The organism is Enterobacter sp. MGH 24 (assembly GCF_000493015.1).
In the GTDB taxonomy this organism is placed as follows: Bacteria; Pseudomonadota; Gammaproteobacteria; order Enterobacterales; family Enterobacteriaceae; genus Enterobacter.
Genome location: NZ_KI535657.1, coordinates 1684319 through 1705439, shown reverse-complemented (window position 1 = coordinate 1705439; position 21121 = coordinate 1684319). Strand labels below are relative to the sequence as shown.

Genomic DNA, 21121 nt, shown 5'->3' with positions numbered 1-21121 from the left:
TAATGAGAAAATTATCATTGCCGGAGACTGCCATGTCGACTCCAGAAATACCTAAAAAAGTTCCTCAATTCTCGGCACTTAAGCTCAGCCCGGTTCCGTCGAAAGACGAGTGCTGCTGCGAAGGCGCGTGCGAGACGCAAGCTCAACCCCTTCCTGAAAGCGGCAACCGCTACAGCTGGGTCGTCAACGGTATGGACTGCGCGGCCTGCGCCCGCAAAGTGGAAAACGCCGTCAAACAAGTGCCGGGCGTGAGCCACGTTCAGGTGCTGTTCTCCACCGAAAAGCTGCTGGTTAGCGCCGATAACGACGTCAGCAAGCAGGTTGAAGCCGCCGTCAGCAAGGCGGGCTATACCCTGCGCAGCGAAACGGCACCCGTTGAAAAAACCGCCTCCCTGAAAGAAAACCTGCCGCTCATTACCCTCATCATCATGATGGCCCTGAGCTGGGGTCTTGAGCAGATTAACCACCCGTTCGGCAATCTGGCGTTTATCACCACCACGCTGGTCGGGCTGTTCCCGATTGCCCGTCAGGCGCTGCGCCTGACGAAAAGCGGCAGCTGGTTTGCCATCGAAACGCTGATGAGCGTGGCGGCGATCGGCGCGCTGTTCATTGGCGCGACGGCAGAAGCGGCGATGGTACTGCTGCTGTTCTTAATCGGCGAACGTCTTGAAGGCTGGGCGGCGAGCCGGGCGCGTAAAGGGGTCAGCGCGCTGATGGCGCTGAAGCCGGAAACCGCCACTCGCGTGATAAACGGCACGCGTGAAACGGTCGCCATCAATACGCTGCGCCCGGGCGACGTGATTGAAGTGTCCGCGGGGGGGCGTCTGCCCGCCGACGGCGCGCTGCTTACCGCCACCGCAAGCTTCGATGAAAGCGCCCTGACCGGGGAATCCATTCCGGTAGAGCGTGCCGCGGGTGAAAAAGTGCCTGCGGGTGCCACCAGCGTCGACCGTCTGGTGCAGCTCACCGTGCTTTCCGAGCCGGGCGACAGCGCCATCGACCGTATCCTGAAGCTGATTGAAGAGGCAGAGGAGCGCCGCGCGCCGGTCGAACGCTTTATCGATCGCTTCAGCCGGATTTATACCCCTGCCATCATGCTGGTTGCCCTGCTGTTCACCGTCGTCCCACCGCTGTTCTTTGGCGCGCCGTGGGAGGGCTGGATTTATAAAGGGCTGACGCTGCTGCTGATTGGCTGCCCGTGCGCGCTGGTGATTTCCACCCCGGCGGCGATTACGTCAGGCCTGGCGGCGGCGGCACGTCGCGGGGCGCTGATTAAGGGCGGCGCGGCGCTGGAGCAGCTGAGCCAGGTCCAGCATATCGCCTTCGATAAAACCGGCACGCTGACCGTCGGCAAGCCGCAGGTAACCGGCGTGTATCCGCAGGACATCAGTGAAAATGCGTTGCTTACGCTGGCCGCCGCCGTTGAACAGGGCTCCACTCACCCGCTGGCGCAGGCGATTGTGCGTGAAGCGCAGGCGCGCGGGCTGAACATCCCTCCGGCAACCGCCCAGCGGGCGCTGGTTGGGTCAGGGATTGAGGCTGTCGTCGAGGGTAAAAAGGTGCTGATTGTCGCGGCGGGCAAGTCGTCCAATCCAGAGGTTGAGGCGTTAGAACAGACCGGACAAACCGTCGTGACCGTGATGCAGGACGGCGTCGCGAAAGGGTTGCTGGCGCTGCGCGATACCCTGCGCGATGACGCAAAAGAAGCCGTGGCGGCGCTGCACAAGCTGGACGTGCAGGGCGTTATTCTTACCGGCGATAACCCTCGCGCGGCGGCAACGATTGCCGGTGAGCTGGGGCTGGAGTTTAAAGCCGGATTGTTGCCTGCGGATAAGGTCAGCGCCGTGACGGAGCTGAACGCTCGCGCGCCGCTGGCAATGGTCGGTGACGGGATTAACGATGCCCCGGCGATGAAAGCCTCCACCATTGGTATTGCGATGGGCAGCGGCACCGACGTAGCGCTGGAGACCGCCGACGCGGCATTGACCCACAACCGCCTGACCGGGCTGGCGCAGATGATTAGCCTGGCGCGGGCGACGCGGGCCAACATCCGACAAAACATCGGCATTGCGCTCGGTCTGAAAGGGATTTTCCTGGTGACGACCCTGCTCGGCATGACCGGACTGTGGCTGGCGGTGCTGGCGGATACCGGGGCAACGGTGCTGGTGACGGCGAACGCGCTTCGGCTGCTGCGCCGCCGGTAAAAAAACGCCCGGTGGCGCTGACGCTTACCGGGCCTACATGTTCTGCTAACGCGTAGGTCGGGCAAGGCGAAGCCGCCACCCGACTTTTTTATAAGAAATAGCTCATCGCCAGGCCTAAAAACAGCACCAGACCGACGTAGTTATTATTCATAAACGCTTTAAAACAGGCGTCACGTTCACGCTTCGCAATCAGCTTTTGCTGGTACGCAAACAGCAGTCCCGCCACCAGCACGGACCAGTAAAACTCCCAGTTCAGCCCGTTCAGGCGACCGATCGCAACCATCAGCGCCAGTACCGCGACCTGCAGGATACCGATAATCAGCTTGTCCTGACGACCAAAGAGGATGGCGGTGGATTTGATGCCAATTTTCAGGTCATCGTCGCGGTCTACCATCGCGTATTGCGTGTCATACGCCACGGCCCAGAGAATGTTCGCCAGGAACATCAGCCAGCAGCTGAGCGGTAAGGACTCACTAACCGCCGCAAACGCCATCGGAATCGACCAGCCAAACGCCGCGCCCAGCACCACCTGGGGCAGGTGGGTATAGCGCTTCATAAACGGATACACCCAGGCCAACGCCAGCGCCGCCACGGAAAGCAGAATGGTCATGGTGTTGAGGGTTAACACCAGCAGGAAAGAGAGCAGCACCAGAATGATGAACAGCACGCGGGCTTCTTTCCCGGTGACCTGCCCGCTGGGTAACGGACGACCGGCAGTACGCTTAACATGGCCGTCGAATTTACGATCGGCATAGTCATTCACCACGCAGCCCGCCGCGCGCATCAGCCAGACGCCGGCAACGAACACGCCCAGGATCCACAGCGGCGGCACGCCCGGCGTGGCCACCCACAACGCCCACAGGGTCGGCCACAGCAGCAGCAACGCGCCGATGGGTTTATCAGTACGCATTAAGCGGTGATACGCCAGCAGCTTATTCTGCGTCAGGCTCCACTCCATTTTTTCTTCCTCTTAGTACAACGGTGATGCCGGTAAAAAAAGCTCCGTCAGAATTAACGGCTTACCGCTCAGGCGAAGGCGGGAACGACGCCCCCACAGTTCGGCATCACGACCAATCTCAATAAAATCCCGGGTAAGCTCAGACGAGGTGAAAAGGTAACGCCCCAGCGGCGTTTTCCCCAGACGTTGCAGCGCCAGTTCTGGCCCGGAAAGGGTGGACTCGGGCACCACCGTCCGTCCGGCAAGCCATGGCTCACCATCAGCACAAAGTAAAATTTCGCGCAGCCAGTAGCGTGGCTCTTGCGGCAGCAGCGGCAGCTCGCTGGCGATCTCATCGCCAGAGACAAACCCTTCCTGAATCAGGGTCACCGTGACCGTTTTACCCTGTTGCTCAAAACGTTTCGTCATGGAATCTTCCAGCAACAACCAGTCCAGCTGTTGCGGATCAAGCGCAGGTATTTGGTCGAAATAGCGCAGCGCACGCAGTTGCGTTAGCGCAGGGTGTGACATGCCAGACTCTCCGATACATAACGTAATGGCATTGTATCGCAGAAACACGGATTGAGGGGGGCCAAACGTTATTTAACGATCACGATCGCAACATGGGCGCAACAGCCTGGCGGATACGAAAAAAAGTGCGCCCACTCAGGCGCACCAAACTACTAACAAATCAGCACTGTGGGGAAACGGTTACCCCTTGCCTTTTACACTGCTGATAAAGGTGGAACGGGCAGTGGTTGAACCTAAACGTTCGGCTTCATCAAGCAGTTTCAGCGCTTTATCGACATCGCCGCGCTTCACCGCCTGCTTAATGGCGTTGTTGAAGTACTCTTCGGTGTCGTTCAGTACCGGCTCAGCTTTCTTCGCCGGGGCAGGCGCTGCGGTCGCCACCGGTGCGGCTGCCGTAGCAGCTGGCGCGGTATAGGCAGGAGCAGCAGTGTTACCTACAGTGACAGGGCCGGTACCGGAGGAGCCAAACAGCGGGCCGACCAGCACGCTGGACGCATTGTTCGTTGAGACTTTCAGCTTGAGCAGGCCGTCGGTGACGTGGCGCGCTAACGGATCCGGGATATCCGGAACAGAGTTACCCGTTCCCTTGGCGTAGGCTTTTGCCGGATCGATAAGCTTAGTGGTCTGCTGGAGATCTTTTTCAGTCGTGAAAACCAGAACATAAATCTTCTGCTGTCCCAACGCTGGCGTCAGACGCATTTTGCCTTCCAGACGATCGGCGCTCATGACGCCAGGCTCCTGATAGCTAAAGTACTCGCTTGGGAAGAAAGCAGATGGCGTCAGGTTCTGATCCAGAATCAACACGTTTGGCGCAAAAACGCTGGTTTGCTTGTTCACTTCGCTGGTCAGCGTCAGGGTCAGCTCACCAATGTTGGCCGGCACGCTATAGGCGGCAACAGGCCCGGTGATCCCCGGCACGTTCAGCTGCTGACCGCCCGTAGAAAGCTGTGTCGACTGTGTTTTGGATTGATCAACAGGCGTCCATGTCAGCTGCTGGAGCGCCGCCGCCGGGATAGCCGGCGCAGCGCTGGTATTTTGTGGTACGAAATTCACGTCTGCAAAGGAGACCGCCGGAACACAGGCCATCAGCCCCGCAGAGAGGCACAGCGCGACGAGACTTTTCTTCATTTTCATTGTTATTACCTCTGATAGCGTGAGCACTGCGGTGGCCAGGCAATAGCGCGCAGCACCCTAAGGATAGAGGGGCTTGCGCCCCTCTTTTAGGTCATTACGTCAGGTCTAACGAATTACCACCAGATTTCCATCTGGGCACCGAAGGTCCACTCATCAGAGTCGCCGCGGCTGAAGGTTTTTGCGGACGTGTCGCTGTACGCAATACCAGAGTCATAGCCTGCACCGGAGTCGCCGTTCGCGTAGCCCCATTTCTCATCCCATTTCGCGTAGGTTGCGAAGACACGGATAGCCGGACGGGACCAGATGCTGTCGCCAGCCTGCCATTGCTGTGCCAGGGTAATTTTGTACTGGCTGTTAGTGTCGTCAGTTTTCTGAGACTTGACGTTGTCGTAGCCCACTTCCAGCAGGGTACTCATGATTGGCGTCCATTTGTACATAGGACGAACACCGACGGTCCACCATTTGGTGCCGTTGTTGTTATCCAGGTTGATGTCCTGGTACATACCCACGTACATCAGATCCCAGGAGTCGCCCAGAGAGATCGCACCGTGGTCCAGCACACGCCACATGTCGCCGTTGTTGTTGATGCTACCACCTTCCGGACGGCCTTTGCCGTTGGAGGTCATAGAGTCAGTTGCGTACTGCAGCACAAACTTGTTAAAGCCCTTCAGCATGCTCTGAGTATGTTCAGCGGTGAACATCCAGCCGTCTTTAGACGCGCCAGGCTGCAGGTAGTAATCATCTGGAATATTGGTGTGACCATAATCAACACCGAACTCCAGCGTACCGCCTTCGTTGACCTGCATCTGTGCTAAACGGACGTCGAAGACATCGTTCGGTACCAGGTTGTCATAAATACGGTTACCCAGCGCGTCACGATCGGCAAAGGTCGCTGAGCCGCCCGCTTCAGAAGAACGAGTTGCTGCCAGAGAGAGCTTACCGAAGCCCAGGTCGATGTTTTCGATACCCGCACCAGGACCTGAAATATCCCAGTAGTAGAAGTCGATCATGTGAACGTCATGACGCTGATAGAAGCGCTTACCGGCCCAGATAGTAGAACCTGGCAGTGCGTCAATGAGGTTTTTACCCTGCACGTTAGCTTCACGGAAGGCCGGGCTGGTGGATTCCCAGTCGTTCTGCTGAGAGACGGAATACGCGACGTTGGTGTCGAAGTAGAAGCTCTTATCGCCCTCTTTCCACACTTCCTGGCCCAGTTTCAGTTCAGCGTAGGTTTCACATTCGTTACCGAGACGGTATTTACTTTGAGCACCTGTTGCCTGGAAGCATTGCTGTTCACCGCCACTCCCGGTCCAGCCAATGCCGGAACGAGCATAACCTTTAAAGTCCACGGCGCCTGCCTGGGCAGACAGGATGCCTGCCGCAACGGCGATTGCCAGAGGGACTTGTTTGCGCAGAGTAATCATCATTCTATCTCCTGAGATCATTGCTTTTCTTTGAACACTTCACCTGTCGGTTTCGTGTCTTCTTTTGGGATTGCTTAAACGCCTGGCTCTTTGTGCAACCGACGACATGCAGTGCCATCCTCACGGAACAGATGGCAACGCTCTGGCGGCAAGCCGATAGCGAATGTGGCACCCTCTTCTACCAACACCACGTCATTCTGGCGGTAGACCAGGTTCTGACGGATGGCGGGGATCTGGATATGAATCTGTGTTTCGTGACCAAGCTGTTCGACGACCTGAACGTCACCTTCCAGGGTCACATCAGCGATGTGGCTCGGCAGCAGATGCTCAGGACGAATACCGAGGGACATGTTCGCCCCGACCTGTACGTTGGCGCTGTCGACCGGCAGCCAGACCTGCTGGCGGTTTGGCAGCTCCACCTGTACCTGTTCAATGGCTGTCGCGGTCACTTTGACGGGCAGGAAGTTCATCTTTGGCGAGCCAATAAAGCCCGCAACAAAGCGGTCTGCCGGGTAGTGGTACAGCTCCAACGGTTTACCTACCTGCGCTACGCGGCCGGCATCCAGCACCACGATTTTGTCGGCCAGCGTCATCGCTTCGACCTGATCGTGGGTGACGTAAATCATCGTGCGGCCAAGACGCTTGTGCAGACGGGAGATTTCAATACGCATCTGGACGCGCAGGGCGGCATCCAGGTTAGAAAGCGGTTCATCGAGCAGGAATACGCGCGGTTCGGCCACCAGGGTACGGCCAATCGCCACACGCTGACGCTGACCACCGGAAAGCGCTTTTGGTTTACGCTCCAGCAGGTGAGCCAGCTGTAACACTTCCGCCACCTGCGTCACGCGCTGGTTAATGACCTCTTTCTTCGCGCCGGCCAGCTTCAGGCCAAAGGACATATTTTCGGCAACGGAAAGGTGGGGATAGAGTGCATAAGACTGAAACACCATGCCTACGCCACGTTCGGCAGGCGGGATGTCGTTCATTCGGGTATCACCGATCAGCAGGTCGCCGCTGGTGATGGTTTCAAGACCGGCAATCATACGCAGCAGAGTAGATTTACCACAGCCTGATGGGCCAACAAACACCACGAATTCGCCTTCGTTGATGTCCAGATTGATGTCTTTCGACACCACAACGTCACCCCAGGCTTTCGTTACATTACGCAGCTGTACGCTCGCCATGCCCTTCTCCCTTCGTTACAACCTGTCACCGACAGAAACATTCAAGATAAGTTCACTATGGGGTATCCATTACTTTCCCGAATCCTCCACCCCCCGGCTTTTTTATGGGGGAGGAGGCGGGAGGATGAGGGAGCAGGCTCTGCGACCGGCGTGGGAGGGCTGAGGCAAAATTCGTGAAGCCGCCTGCAAAATTCGGTGGGGTTTTATGTGCGCCAGCACTCATAACTTAAATTTATGCAACGGAGATCACACAAACGGGGGGTGGGGCGTAGGGATTGGGAGGATGGAAAGAGGATGTCAAATAAGGAGACTGAGTCACGTTGAACCACCTTATGTATCCACGAGCACATCACCAAAAAGGATGGCAGATATGAATATCAAGACTGGCGCACGCGTTTTCGCATTGTCCGCCCTTGCAGCAATGATGGTTTCCGCCCCAGCGCTCGCCAAAATTGAAGAAGGCAAGCTGGTTATCTGGATTAACGGCGACAAGGGCTATAACGGCCTGGCCGAAGTGGGCAAAAAATTCGAGAAAGACACCGGTATCAAAGTGACCGTAGAACACCCGGACAAGCTGGAAGAGAAGTTCCCGCAGGTTGCGGCAACCGGCGACGGCCCGGACATTATCTTCTGGGCGCATGACCGTTTCGGGGGCTACGCGCAGTCTGGCCTGCTGGCTGAAGTCACGCCAGACAAAGCTTTCCAGGACAAGCTGTTCCCATTCACCTGGGATGCCGTTCGCTATAACGGCAAGCTGATCGCTTACCCTGTCGCGGTTGAAGCCCTGTCTCTGATTTACAACAAAGACCTGGTGCCAAACCCGCCGAAAACCTGGGAAGAGATCCCGAAACTGGATAAAGAGCTGAAGGCGAAAGGTAAATCCGCCCTGATGTTCAACCTGCAAGAGCCGTACTTCACCTGGCCGCTGATTGCTGCCGACGGTGGTTACGCGTTCAAGTTTGAAAACGGCAAGTATGACGTGAAAGACGTGGGCGTGGATAACGCTGGCGCGAAAGCGGGTCTGACCTTCCTGGTCGATCTGATCAAGAACAAACACATGAACGCGGATACCGACTACTCCATCGCGGAAGCGGCGTTCAACAAAGGCGAAACCGCGATGACCATCAACGGTCCGTGGGCCTGGACCAACATCGACAAGAGCAAAATCAACTATGGCGTGACGCTGCTGCCAACCTTCAAAGGCAAGCCGTCTAAACCGTTCGTTGGCGTGCTGAGCGCGGGCATCAACGCCGCCAGCCCGAACAAAGAGCTGGCGAAAGAGTTCCTGGAAAACTACCTGCTGACCGATCAGGGTCTGGATGAAGTGAACAAGGACAAACCGCTGGGCGCCGTTGCGCTGAAATCCTTCCAGGATCATCTGGCGAAAGATCCACGTATCGCGGCCACCATGGATAACGCCCAGAAAGGCGAAATCATGCCGAACATCCCACAGATGGCCGCGTTCTGGTACGCCACCCGTACCGCGGTCATCAACGCAGCAAGCGGTCGTCAGACCGTCGATGCCGCGCTGAAAGATGCTCAGGGTCGTATTACTAAGTAAGTCTGAAAAACGGCGGGTGGCGCATGCGCTTACCCGCCCTACGACTACGGCACGATCCGTAGGTCAGGTAAGCGCAGCGCCACCTGACGATAAGTTTCCACCGTTGTAGAGGAAAAACCCCATGGATGTCATTAAAAAGAAACGCTGGTGGCAAAGCGACGCGCTGAAGTGGTCAGCGATTGGTCTGCTGTGTCTGCTGGTGGGTTACCTTGTTGTTTTAATGTACGTACAAGGGGAATATCTGTTTGCCATCATGACGCTGATTTTAAGCTCTGCTGGCCTGTATATTTTCGCGAATCGTAAAGCCTATGCCTGGCGCTATGTCTACCCGGGCGTGGCCGGGATGGGGCTGTTTGTCCTGTTCCCGCTGATTTGTACCATTGCCATTGCGTTTACCAACTACAGCAGCACCAACCAGCTTGCGCAGGAACGCGCGCAGCAGGTCCTGCTGGATCGCTCATATCAGGCAGGCAAGACCTTTAACTTCGGCCTGTATCCTGCCGGTAACGAGTGGAAGTTAGCGCTTACTGACGAAGCAAGCAGCAAGTACTATATCTCCGACGCGTTCAAATTTGGCGGCGAACAGAAGCTGGCCTTAAAAGAGGCACCGGCCCTGCCGGAAGGTGAACGTGCCAACCTGCGCGTCATTACCCAGAACCGCCAGGCGCTGACCCAGCTCACCGCCGTGCTGCCAGATGAAAGCAAAGTGACCATGAGCTCGCTGCGCCAGTTCTCCGGCACGCAGCCACTCTATACCCTGGCGGATGACGGCACGCTGACCAACAACCAGAGCGGCGTGAAATATCGTCCGAATAACGACATTGGTTTCTATCAGTCCATTACTGCCGACGGCAAATGGGGTGATGACAAACTCAGCCCGGGCTATACCGTGACCATCGGCTGGGATAACTTTACCCGCGTATTCACTGACGAAGGCATTCAGAAACCGTTCTTCGCCATCTTCGTCTGGACGGTCGTCTTCTCGGTGCTGACCGTGATCCTGACCGTTGCCGTGGGCATGGTGCTGGCCTGCCTGGTGCAGTGGGAATCCCTGAAAGGCAAAGCGATTTACCGCGTGCTGCTGATCCTGCCCTACGCCGTACCGTCGTTTATCTCGATTCTGATTTTCAAAGGGCTGTTCAACCAGAGCTTCGGCGAAATCAACATGATGCTGAGCGCGCTGTTCGGTATCAAACCGGCCTGGTTCAGCGACCCAACCACCGCCCGCTCGATGATTATCATCGTGAACACCTGGCTGGGTTATCCGTACATGATGATTCTGTGCATGGGGCTGCTGAAGGCCATCCCGGACGACCTGTACGAAGCCTCGGCGATGGACGGCGCGGGTCCGTTCCAGAACTTCTTCAAGATTACGCTGCCGCTGCTCATCAAGCCGCTGACCCCGCTGATGATTGCCAGCTTCGCCTTTAACTTTAACAACTTCGTGCTGATTCAGCTGTTGACCAACGGTGGTCCGGACCGTCTCGGCACCACCACGCCGGCAGGTTATACCGACCTGCTCGTAAGCTACACCTACCGTATCGCCTTCGAAGGCGGCGGTGGCCAGGACTTCGGTCTGGCGGCCGCAATTGCCACCCTGATCTTCCTGCTGGTCGGCGCTCTGGCGATTGTGAACCTGAAAGCCACACGTATGAAATTTGACTAAGGAGGGCACTGAACATGGCTATGGTACAACCCAAATCTCAGAAACTGCGCCTCCTGGCGACGCACTTAGGCCTGCTGATTTTTATCGCGGCGATCATGTTCCCGCTGCTGATGGTTATCGCCATCTCCCTGCGTTCGGGTAACTTCGCCACCGGGAGCCTGATCCCGGACGAAATCTCCTGGGAGCACTGGAAGCTCGCGCTGGGCTTCAGCGTGGAACACGCCGATGGCCGCGTCACGCCGCCGCCGTTCCCGGTGCTGCTGTGGCTGTGGAACTCAGTGAAAATCGCAGGCATTACCGCTATTGGTATCGTGGCGCTGTCCACCACCTGCGCCTACGCCTTCGCCCGCATGCGCTTCCCGGGCAAAGCAACGCTGCTGAAAGGGATGCTGATTTTCCAGATGTTCCCGGCCGTGCTGTCACTGGTGGCTTTATATGCCTTGTTTGACCGTCTGGGCCAGTACGTACCCTTTATCGGCCTGAACACCCACGGCGGCGTGATCTTCGCCTATCTTGGCGGTATCGCACTGCATGTCTGGACCATCAAAGGCTATTTCGAAACCATCGACGGCTCGCTGGAAGAAGCGGCCGCGCTGGATGGCGCAACCCCGTGGCAGGCGTTCCGTCTGGTGCTGCTGCCGCTGTCGGTGCCTATCCTGGCGGTGGTGTTTATTCTGTCGTTTATCGCTGCGATCACCGAAGTACCGGTTGCCTCACTGTTACTGCGCGATGTGAACAGCTACACCCTGGCCGTCGGTATGCAGCAATACCTCAACCCGCAAAACTACCTGTGGGGCGACTTTGCCGCGGCGGCCGTACTTTCCGCCATCCCGATTACCGTGGTGTTCCTGCTGGCGCAGCGCTGGCTGGTCAACGGTCTGACGGCGGGCGGTGTGAAAGGTTAAGTTTCATTTGTTATGCCACTGCAACCCTCAACTTTAGACGTATTGTATTGACCCAACTTGTGACTGTTGTTAGGCGCTCCTCGGAGCGCCATTTTTTTATTCGCGCTTCAGCCGCTTCGAGTTACACAGCCAGAGGGTGATCACCAGCAGCAGGATCGCCGCCGAGTAGATCAGCACGTCGAGCGGGGATTTATGATCGACGATGATCAGCCGCACTATCGCGGTGATCCCAATGTAGACAAAATAACGCAGCGGGAAGTGAAAGCCGGACTGAAAATACTTCACAATCAGGGCGATAAATTCAAAGTAGAGAAAGTAGACCACCAGGCCTTCCACCAGCGCATATTTGCTGGTTTGTTCAGGGGCAAACAGCACATCCGCCAGATGCACCGTCTCTTTACCCAAAAAGACGACCAGTATCAGGCCAAGGCTCAACAGACCGAGGTTCAGCACGGTCTGGAGGATAGTTGAGATAAACTCAACGCGCGGGCGAGTCAGGGATGTCATACAGCACCTCATTCTCCAGGGCGAGGTTTCTGTATAACGCAAAAATGTGACGGAGATCTATATTTTTTAATTATGTTTTATGTTGGGAGGTAACCGATGGATCGTAAACCAACCGGGGTTCGCAACGTGACCTGCGGCGACAATGTGACCGTATATGAACCCACTAATCTTTACGACTGTGTACTGGGCAACGGCGTATTCGTCGGCCCGTTTGTTGAAATCCAGGGCAATTCGCGCATCGGTGACGACAGCAAAATTCAGTCGCACACCTTCATCTGTGAGTATGTGACCATTGGTAAGCGTTGCTTTGTTGGCCATGGCGTGATGTTTGCCAACGATATGTTTCGTGAGGGGAAACCGAACGCCGACCGGGCCAGCTGGGGCCATATTACCGTCGGGAATGATGTGTCGATAGGCAGCGGTGCCACCATTCTGGCGGTCTCCATTTGCGACGGCGCGGTGATTGGGGCGGGAAGCGTGGTGACGAAATCGATTGTCGAGAAAGGTGTCTATGCCGGGAACCCGGCGAGGCTGCTGCGCCGCTTGTGATTCGCCCGGTGGCGCTGCGCTTACCGGGCCTACAAAAACCGTAGGCCGGGCAAACGCAGTGCCGCCCGGCGTGACGCATCAGCGGAAGTTAATGTTCTTATCGCTCGTCATGTCATACAGCTGGAACTTACGTCCAAGCTGCTGACCGCCGTCGCGCGTCAGCGGCGTCCAGCCGATGGCCGCGCGGCTGCGGGTTGGGCCTGACGAGAAGAGATCCAGCGGAATCGACACGTAAACCCCTTTGGTAAAGTCCCCTTCCCCGTACTCGTCCGGAGAGACGTTGGTGATGGTCGCATAGCCGCCCACCACCACGCCGCTGTCGAAGTGTTTGGAGATATCCAGCGTGCCGCCCTTATCGCCCGCCAGATACTGACCGACGCTGGCTTTCACCAGCACGTCAGGGGCGAACGACGGCGTCCAGTAGGCGGTCAGGTGGCCAGTTTTGACGCTGTAGTCGGTGAACTTCATCATGTCCTGCGCGCTGCGCCAGTCACGCTGCTTGACGTAGTTGGCATCAACCCCGAACGCCCAGTTGCTGTCAACCGGACGATAAAGCACTTCCGCCCCCGCGCCGCCGTACATGGTTTCCAGATACCCGCCGTACACCTGGCCGTAGAAGCCGTTGCCGAAGTACTGGAAGTAGTTGGCCTGCAGGTTATTCACGTAAGCATCGTTCTGCACGTACTCACGCACGCGGGTACGCACGCGCGGCAGCGTCGAGTCTTTTGGCGGGTTGGTGTAGTTGAACTTGTCGTAGTTGTTGGCGATGTTGCCGAACAGGCTGCCGGTGGTCAGCAGGTGGTCGGTGAGCCACAGATCCGCCGTTGCCATGACGCCCAGCTGATACATGTAGAAGTTTTCAGGCCCGCCCACGGACTGGTTCAGCACCGGATCGATATGGAAATCGAAGCGCGACTTGTCGATATACCAGCCCTGCTCGGTGGTGTCTGGCACCACGGGCTCGATGCGTTTTTGCACCAGCTCGGTTTCATGCCCGAGCGGTTCACCTTCCAGATGGCGCTTGAGGCTGGCGACGTCCGTTTCGGTCGTCACCTGCGGCATGTTGAGGCGGTTTTCCGTCACGCGGATCGTGCGGATCCCCTCCGGCAGATCGTTCATCACGATCCGGTTGGCGCGCTCGATCCCTTCGCGCGAGTCGCGGTATTTCACCTGCTCGCCGGTGACGTACAGCGTATCGCCCTTGGTTTGGATCTTCGGATCCGCCAGGCCGGCATTGTATTTCAGCAGCGTCAGCTGGTTTGCCACCACGGAGTGCTGCAGAATCGCATCCTGCGGCTCCGGCTGGTATGCAGGCCGCGCGTTATCATTGTAGTGCGGCCGCATGTCGTTAAAGTTGGTGCGCAGCGTGAAGCCAAACATCACCGTATTGCCGCGCTCGTAGCTGAGGTTAACGTCGGCCCAGTCGGTGACGCGATAAATGGCGCCGACGTTAAACTTGCTCTTCTGCTCAATCTTTCCGGCGAAGTCCTGCGAGTAGTCATTCCCTTCATACTCCAGCTTCAGGCGTAACGGCTGCCAGGGCGTTTGATACTCCACGCCGCCAAACAGCGATGCCGGGCCGTGGAACATCTGATCCCCGTTGATGGAACCCGCTTTCTTATAGCTGTTATCGCGGTAGCAGTATTTATCGCTGTAGGAGCAAAACGGGTTTTTGACGTTACCGCTGGTGCCCAGATAGCCCCACCCCAGGCCGAGCGAGAAGTCGAACGGCCCCCAGGCTTTGCTGGCCACGATGTATTCCGCATCAAACAGGCCGGTACCGCCGATATCCCTGCCGCCCACGGAGACCTGCGGCATCCAGTAGCTCTCTTCCCACAGGCGCAGCTTGACGTCGAAGGCTTTATCTTTGTAGGTCTGATCGCCGGAGAACGCCTCAACGCTGCTGTACCGCTTCGTACGCACGTCGGTATAGCGCAGCGTGGTTTCAAGCCACGGGAACAACTGCACCGACGCCGAGTAGTAGCGATACTGGTCGTTATCACGGTAGTTAAGGCTAATTTCCCCTTCACGCGCCATCCGCGCGGTGGGCGTTTGCAGTAAACCGACGCCGCCGAAATCTGACTGAGACGGGCCAATGGGTGCCGGATACGTTTCTGCATGGCAGGCGGCACTCACGCAGAGCGCCAGCATGCTGTAGAGATAAGTTCTTTTCATTATTCCGGTATCCGCTGAATCAGGGAGTGAAGGATATCGGCGTTAAGCCCGTCATACGCCTTCGTCCAGAAATGGTCGGCAAAACCGACAAAAATGATGCTGCCCGGCATAGGTTCGATATGCCGTTTATTCCAGTAAGCAACGGGGGCTTTCTGTGTGTGCCCGTCAGGGTAAACCACCCAGGCGTAGCTGTTATCGGCACCGCTCAGCAGGCTCTGCTCGTCGAGGTAGCTCGCCACATCACGACCGGGCGTAAAGGGCTTTTTACCTGGGCTGCTGATAAGCCCCATCACGGTCACCGTCGTCGGCTTCTCCGGCAGCCAGAGCGTATATTCCCCTTCAAGCGTCGGGTTGCCTTTTTCCGTGACGCGCACTTCATCGGGATCAAGGTTCACGTTCTGACGGCCCGTCACCTTCAGCGCCTGCAGCTGCTGGCGAACGCTGTTAATGGCCGCCGCGTCGTCGCCATCCTCCTGCTCCGCTAACCCCGTCAGCCTGGCAAGGAGCGCCTTGTGCTGTTGTTCCGCTTCAGCGGTCTTCTGACGTTCAGCGATCACTGCCCCCGGCCACCAGCTGTTGGCGAGCCTTGGCTGTCCGACGAGATCGAGCAGATGCTCAGCGTGGGTTAAGGTTTTGGGTTTTTCACTGTCCGGCGTGTAGACCTTCACAGTCCCTGCGGACCATGCCAGCGGCGCGGCAAGGCTGGCGAGAAGCGCAACGTGGATGAGCGTTTTCATGATTTCGCCGCCTTGATCAGGGTGGTTTTCACCGGGAAGAATCCGGCACCGAGATACTGCAGGGACTGGCGGATCTGCCCGTCTTCGTCGATCCAGAAGCGGTTGTGCCAGGTGGCCTGGTCGGTGGTGACCTCTTCATCCAGCACGCGAACACGGGTTTCGTCGCTGCCGACTTTCACGCTGTCCGTGCCGTCCCAGCGGAAGGCCGAGCGTGCCGTGGCGTAACGCACCTGCTTATGTTCGGTCCAGCCCATCGTGCGCGTCCAGCTTGCGCCATCGACTATCTGGTTCGGCTTGATCAGCGGATCTTCCGCGAGGTTGTTGACCTCAAGCAGGTTGTCGCCGCCAAGCAGCGTTTTCACAATTCGACCATGCTGCGTCACAATGGTGGCCCGATCCTGCGTCACCCATTTCTGCTGCCCGTTTTCATCGAAAGCGAGCACCACAAACAGCTGCGGGCCATCGTTAAGCTGCATGTACTGACTGGCATAGGGCATGTTTTGAAGTTCGTCATCGGTCAGATGTACGCCCGGTGTGCCGAACACGCTTTCCCACAGTGAATTTCCCAGCCCTTTAGTGGTGGCCGAGCACGCCTGCAGCAGCAGGCAAATCAAAATGATTGCTGGTCGCTTCACGACTCTTCTCCGAAGGGGCGAAATAACCACACCGAAGTGTGGTTATGATTAAACACCCGCTATTACTGGGTGCTGGTTGTCGTGGTGGTCGTGGTTCCGGTATTGGAGCCATCACCGCCACCGGTTGCCGCCAGCGCGACACCCACGGCTGAACTTACGGTGCTGGCGCTGGCTGCGGTAGAACTTCCCGCAGACGCAGACGTCGCAGCCGAACCTGCCGCTTCCCCGACCTGAACCGGAGCTGCATAGACAGATGTCGCCGCAAGCGCAGATATGGCAAAAATGCCATACAGTACTTTCTTCATAACAATTTCCCTTCAATGAATGAATGGAGATTTGCCCGAAAAGAATTTCAGGCGGAATCGAGTATACACAACTACTGCCGTGGGTTTGCCGTAAGGGGAAATAGGGAGAGGGTTTTCGGACTAATGGATAAAATCAAAATGAAAGACAAATAACATAAATATATAATTAATTAAAATCAACAAGTTATAATATGTGAATATTAAATTCCTTCTGCGTATTTTCTTAAAATAAACCGCAGCAATTAACGGGTTAAGCGTCTTTTTCGGATTAAACTCAGATCCAGAATTTGAGTTAACTAACAGACATCAGGAATTATCCGATAAAAAAATGCCGGCATTACGCCGGCACGTTTTCATGACGTTTTAATTACGCACGCCATGCTTTATAACGGTTGATCAAACCGTTTGTCGAGCTGTCGTGGCTGTCGATAGCTTTATCGTCACCCAGCTCTGGCAGAATACGGTTTGCCAGCTGTTTGCCCAGCTCAACGCCCCACTGGTCAAAGGTGAAGATGTTCAGGATAGCGCCCTGCGTGAAGATCTTGTGCTCGTACAGAGCAATCAGCGCACCCAGGCTGAACGGGGTGATTTCGCGCAGCAGGATGGAGTTGGTTGGACGGTTGCCTTCGAACACTTTGAACGGCACAACGTGGTCCAGCGTGGCCGGATCTTTACCCTGGTCACGGTATTCCTGCTCAACCACTTCGCGGGATTTACCGAACGCCAGCGCTTCGGTCTGCGCAAAGAAGTTCGACAGCAGCTTCGGATGGTGGTCAGACAGCGGGTTATGGGTGATAGCCGGGGCGATGAAATCGCACGGTACCATTTTGGTGCCCTGGTGAATCAGCTGGTAGAAGGCATGCTGACCGTTGGTGCCCGGCTCGCCCCAAATGATTGGACCCGTCTGGTAATCCACCGCGTTGCCGTTACGGTCAACGTATTTACCGTTGGATTCCATGTTGCCCTGCTGGAAGTAGGCAGCAAAGCGGTGCATATACTGGTCGTACGGCAGGATCGCTTCGGTTTCAGCGCCGAAGAAGTTGTTGTACCAGATTCCGATCAGCGCCAGCAGCACCGGCAGGTTTTTCTCTGGTGCGGTCGTGGAGAAGTGTTTATCCATTGCGTGCGCGCCGGAGAGCAGCTCAACGAAGTTGTCGAAGCCCACGGACAGGATGATGGACAGACCGATCGCAGACCACAGGGAGTAGCGGCCACCCACCCAGTCCCAGAACTCGAACATGTTCGCGGTATCAATGCCGAACTCGCTGACCGCTTTACCGTTGGTAGACAGCGCCGCGAAGTGTTTCGCCACGTGCTTGTTGTCGCCTGCGGTTTTCAGGAACCAGTCGCGCGCGCTGTGGGCGTTGGTCATGGTTTCCTGAGTGGTAAAGGTTTTGGAGGCCACCAGGAACAGGGTGGTTTCCGGGTTCACGTTCTTCAGCACTTCGGCGATGTGGGTACCATCGACGTTAGACACAAAGTGCATGTTGAGGTGGTTTTTGTACGGACGCAGCGCTTCGGTCACCATGAACGGGCCGAGGTCAGAGCCGCCGATACCGATGTTAACCACGTCGGTGATCGCCTTGCCGGTGTAGCCTTTCCAGCTGCCGGAGATGATCGCTTCGGAGAAGGTTTTCATCTTTTCCAGCACCGCGTTCACTTCCGGCATCACGTCTTTGCCGTCAACGATGATTGGCGTATTGCTACGGTTACGCAGCGCCACGTGCAGCACGGCGCGGTCTTCGGTGCGGTTGATCTTCTCACCGGAGAACATGGATTTGATGGCGTCGGCAAGCTCGGTCTCTTTCGCCAGATCCTGCAGTTTTGCCAGCGTCTCTTCGGTAATGCGGTTTTTGGAGAAATCCACCAGCATCAGGTCGTCGAAGGTCGCGGAGAACTTAGAGAAACGATCGGCATCTTTCGCGAACAGATCCGCGATGGTGACGTCTTTCATTTCATCAAAATGTTTCTGGAGTGCCTGCCAGGCAGCGGTCTGCGTTGGGTTGATGTTTTTCATTAGCAATACTCTTCTGATTTGAGAATTGTGACTGCGGTCGATTGTAGCGCCTGCAAATAAAAATTGTGATGGTTTTTATGCCATTGCCCTGGCCTGCATCAAACGCAGGTGAAAAGACCCGAAAAGTATAGCTGCTGAAGTGGCCTCCTGCGGCGGCAAAATGTCGCCCAAAACAGGCTAAAACGGAGCATAAAATATGGCCCTGTTATAAGTCCTGTTTCTCAGGGGTACCCCCCCATAAAAAATCCGCATAATCCCAGCATTGACAGGACCTCCCCCGCATTTTATTTATAGGGCCGTATTTTGCGCCTGCACCTGTTTTCGTTTCACTCTTGTGCCAAGGTCGCTTATTCATTCCCTGACACGAGGTTGTTATGACGAGTTTTGTGGTCGCCAAATTTGGCGGCACCAGTGTGGCCGATTACGATGCCATGAACCGCAGCGCCGATGTGGTGCTGGCCGATCCGAATACCCGCCTGGTGGTGCTGTCTGCCTCCGCCGGCGTGACGAACCTGCTGGTTTCTCTGTCTGAAGGACTGGAAGCGACAGAACGTTTCGTGAAGCTGGATGCACTGCGCAAAATTCAGTTCGACATTCTTGAACGTCTGCAGAACCCGAACGTCATCCGCGAGGAAGTGGAACGTCTGCTGGAAAATATTACCACCCTGGCAGAAGCTGCTTCTCTGGCGACGTCCACCGCCCTGACCGACGAACTGGTCAGCCACGGGGAGCTAATGTCCACCCTGCTGTTTGTTGAAATCATGCGCGAGCGTAACATTCAGGCGCAGTGGTTTGACGTGCGTAAAGTGATGCGTACCAGCGATCGCTTCGGCCGCGCCGAGCCGGACGTTGAGGCGCTGGCGGAGCTGACCAATCAGCAGCTGGCACCACGCCTGGCAGACGGTATCGTGATCACCCAGGGCTTTATCGGCAGTGAAGCGAAAGGCCGCACCACCACGCTTGGCCGTGGCGGCAGCGACTACACCGCCGCGCTGCTGGGCGAAGCCCTGCATGCAACGCGCGTGGATATCTGGACTGACGTTCCGGGCATTTACACCACCGACCCGCGCGTCGTTTCCGCGGCTAAACGTATTGATGTGATCGCGTTTGAAGAAGCGGCCGAAATGGCCACCTTCGGCGCGAAAGTGCTGCACCCGGCAACGCTGCTGCCGGCCGTACGTAGCGATATTCCGGTCTTCGTCGGCTCCAGTAAAGATCCGAAAGCGGGCGGGACGCTGGTCTGCAAGAAAACGGAAAACCCACCGCTGTTCCGCGCTCTGGCCCTGCGTCGTCGCCAGACGCTGGTGACGCTCCACAGCCACAATATGCTGCATTCCCGCGGTTTCCTGGCGGAAGTGTTTGGCATCCTGGCGCGCCACAATATCTCGGTGGATCTGATCACCACCTCTGAAGTGAGCATTGCGCTGACGCTGGACACCACCGGCTCCACCTCCACGGGCGATACCCTGCTGACGCAGTCGCTGCTGATTGAGCTCTCCGAGCTGTGCCGCGTGGAAGTGGAAGAAGACCTGGCGCTGGTTGCCATCATTGGCAACAAGCTGTCGCGCGCCTGCGGCGTGGGTAAAGAGGTCTTCGGCGTACTCGACCCGTTCAGCATCCGCATGATTTGCTACGGCGCGTCCAGCTACAACCTCTGCTTCCTGGTGCCTGCCGATCAGGCCGAGCAGGTCGTGCAGAAACTTCATCAGAATTTGTTTGAATAACTTTTTTGCAAAACAGATAAGCCGGGCCCTGTGCCCGGCTTTTTATTTTGTTGTCTCACCCGGCCAAATATCACAGGGCATAAAGCAAATTTTCAGTCATTGAAACTTTCTTTAGTTTCAACAGGCACACACTTTTGCTGAAGGAAAATGAGATGAAAAAAGCCCTGATCGTTATCGCCGCACTCTTCGTATTTACCCACCAGGCTCTGGCGGCCCCACGGCCCATTGCTGCTGGCGCCTACAAAATCACTATGCCGAACGTTCGTAATGGCTCATGTTTCCCTGCCATGCCTAATTACAGTAAAGACCTTACTGTTGCTGGCGGCGCTGAGCCTGTTCATGTATCAAGGCATCACATCATCCCTTATAACCTGCTGCGCGATTTTTATAACCGGGCGCTGCAAGAAAACGCGTTACCTAAACTTCGCGGTGTCTTTTTGACTCTCCGGGATAATCTGCGGGGTTATGCCACCGCAGGAAATTGTGCTGTTAACGCCGACGATTTAGCGGGAACAGCAAACCTTATCGATATGATAATCAACGGCACGGTGACCAATAATTCTGCGGCGGCATTTCCTGACTATTTTGACGACTTTGCATCGTTCTATGCCTGGCTACCGGGTAATTTATTTATTGGTCCGACAAACAGAAATGACGACCCCGAAGATGAGTTCGAAGCCAGAGCAGGCGTCGTCGTGGGTGATAACTTCTCGCTTTATGAACGCGCAAATAAAAATATGAAATCCTATGTGGCAACAGGTGATGCTAGTTTGCTTTTAAGCATTAACAGCGACTTAACGAGTATCGCCAAAAAGAAAAGCGTATATCCGCTGGACGGCCACAACTGGAACCTGTCTCGTGAAGGAAACTATGTTTTGCGCTAAATAATACTCAAAAATGATTTAAACGCACGCGTTGTAATCATA

Annotated in this window: 18 protein-coding genes; 7 read left to right on the top strand and 11 right to left on the bottom strand. The window is 56.3% G+C overall.

The window, feature by feature from the left end; genetic code table 11:
• Positions 1-32: 32 nt before the first annotated feature.
• Positions 33-2204 (top strand): Zn(II)/Cd(II)/Pb(II) translocating P-type ATPase ZntA, encoded by a 2172-nt coding sequence (zntA, locus tag L370_RS13795; RefSeq protein ID WP_023334138.1) that lies wholly within the window; start codon positions 33-35, stop codon positions 2202-2204.
• Between the two features lie 88 nt (positions 2205-2292).
• Here the strand turns inward: zntA and ubiA are convergent, their stop codons facing one another.
• From ubiA to malK, 5 genes are all read right to left on the bottom strand, one after another.
• Positions 2293-3162 (bottom strand): 4-hydroxybenzoate octaprenyltransferase, encoded by an 870-nt coding sequence (gene ubiA, locus L370_RS13800; protein WP_023334137.1) that lies wholly within the window; start codon positions 3160-3162, stop codon positions 2293-2295.
• A gap of 12 nt (positions 3163-3174) precedes the next feature.
• On the bottom strand, positions 3175-3672 hold the full coding sequence (ubiC, locus tag L370_RS13805; protein WP_023334136.1) for a chorismate lyase: 498 nt from the start codon (positions 3670-3672) through the stop codon (positions 3175-3177).
• 180 nt (positions 3673-3852) lie between these two features.
• Positions 3853-4806 carry a maltose operon protein MalM gene (gene malM, locus L370_RS13810; RefSeq protein WP_023334135.1) on the bottom strand — a complete coding sequence of 318 codons (954 nt, stop codon included), beginning with the start codon at positions 4804-4806 and terminating at the stop codon, positions 3853-3855.
• 113 nt (positions 4807-4919) lie between these two features.
• Positions 4920-6233 (bottom strand): maltoporin, encoded by a 1314-nt coding sequence (locus L370_RS13815; RefSeq protein ID WP_023334134.1) that lies wholly within the window; start codon positions 6231-6233, stop codon positions 4920-4922.
• Positions 6234-6304: 71 nt separating this feature from the next.
• On the bottom strand, positions 6305-7414 hold the full coding sequence (gene malK, locus L370_RS13820) for a maltose/maltodextrin ABC transporter ATP-binding protein MalK (protein WP_023310005.1): 1110 nt from the start codon (positions 7412-7414) through the stop codon (positions 6305-6307).
• 370 nt (positions 7415-7784) lie between these two features.
• On the opposite strand from malK, the gene malE reads away from it, so the two are divergent.
• The 3 genes from malE to malG all read left to right on the top strand — a co-directional run bounded on the left by malE (position 7785) and on the right by malG (position 11546).
• Positions 7785-8975, top strand: a complete 1191-nt coding sequence (malE, locus tag L370_RS13825) for a maltose/maltodextrin ABC transporter substrate-binding protein MalE (RefSeq protein ID WP_023334133.1) — start codon at positions 7785-7787, stop codon at positions 8973-8975.
• A gap of 121 nt (positions 8976-9096) precedes the next feature.
• A complete protein-coding gene (gene malF / locus L370_RS13830; RefSeq protein ID WP_023334132.1) occupies positions 9097-10641 on the top strand; it encodes a maltose ABC transporter permease MalF in 1545 nt (514 codons plus the stop codon).
• A 14-nt stretch (positions 10642-10655) separates the two neighbouring features.
• Positions 10656-11546, top strand: coding sequence for a maltose ABC transporter permease MalG (gene malG / locus L370_RS13835; protein WP_023310002.1), 891 nt, complete (start codon positions 10656-10658; stop codon positions 11544-11546).
• A gap of 96 nt (positions 11547-11642) precedes the next feature.
• Here the strand turns inward: malG and psiE are convergent, their stop codons facing one another.
• Positions 11643-12053, bottom strand: a complete 411-nt coding sequence (gene psiE, locus L370_RS13840) for a phosphate-starvation-inducible protein PsiE (RefSeq protein WP_000202963.1) — start codon at positions 12051-12053, stop codon at positions 11643-11645.
• 96 nt (positions 12054-12149) lie between these two features.
• Here psiE and L370_RS13845 point away from each other — a divergent pair, with 96 nt between their 5' ends.
• Positions 12150-12602 carry an acyltransferase gene (locus L370_RS13845; protein WP_023334131.1) on the top strand — a complete coding sequence of 151 codons (453 nt, stop codon included), beginning with the start codon at positions 12150-12152 and terminating at the stop codon, positions 12600-12602.
• A gap of 78 nt (positions 12603-12680) precedes the next feature.
• Here the strand turns inward: L370_RS13845 and L370_RS13850 are convergent, their stop codons facing one another.
• The 5 genes from L370_RS13850 to pgi all read right to left on the bottom strand — a co-directional run bounded on the left by L370_RS13850 (position 12681) and on the right by pgi (position 18471).
• Entirely contained in the window at positions 12681-14777 is a 2097-nt protein-coding gene (locus tag L370_RS13850) for a YjbH domain-containing protein (RefSeq protein ID WP_023334130.1), read from the bottom strand.
• Entirely contained in the window at positions 14777-15514 is a 738-nt protein-coding gene (locus tag L370_RS13855) for a capsule biosynthesis GfcC family protein (RefSeq protein WP_023334129.1), read from the bottom strand. Before L370_RS13855 ends, L370_RS13850 begins: the two co-directional genes overlap by 1 nt.
• Positions 15511-16149: a YjbF family lipoprotein gene (locus L370_RS13860; protein ID WP_023334128.1), complete on the bottom strand. Its 639-nt coding sequence runs from the start codon at positions 16147-16149 to the stop codon at positions 15511-15513. The genes L370_RS13855 and L370_RS13860 overlap by 4 nt, the downstream gene beginning before the upstream one ends.
• A 62-nt stretch (positions 16150-16211) precedes the next feature.
• Entirely contained in the window at positions 16212-16454 is a 243-nt protein-coding gene (gene yjbE / locus L370_RS13865; protein ID WP_008503423.1) for an exopolysaccharide production protein YjbE, read from the bottom strand.
• A 367-nt stretch (positions 16455-16821) separates the two neighbouring features.
• Complete coding sequence (gene pgi, locus L370_RS13870) at positions 16822-18471, bottom strand: glucose-6-phosphate isomerase (protein WP_023334127.1); 1650 nt, start codon at positions 18469-18471, stop codon at positions 16822-16824.
• Between the two features lie 374 nt (positions 18472-18845).
• Here pgi and lysC point away from each other — a divergent pair, with 374 nt between their 5' ends.
• Together lysC and L370_RS13880 are read left to right on the top strand one after the other, a co-directional pair.
• Entirely contained in the window at positions 18846-20195 is a 1350-nt protein-coding gene (gene lysC, locus L370_RS13875; protein ID WP_023334126.1) for a lysine-sensitive aspartokinase 3, read from the top strand.
• Between the two features lie 152 nt (positions 20196-20347).
• A complete protein-coding gene (locus L370_RS13880) occupies positions 20348-21079 on the top strand; it encodes a hypothetical protein (protein WP_023334125.1) in 732 nt (243 codons plus the stop codon).
• The last annotated feature ends 42 nt before the right edge of the window (positions 21080-21121 follow it).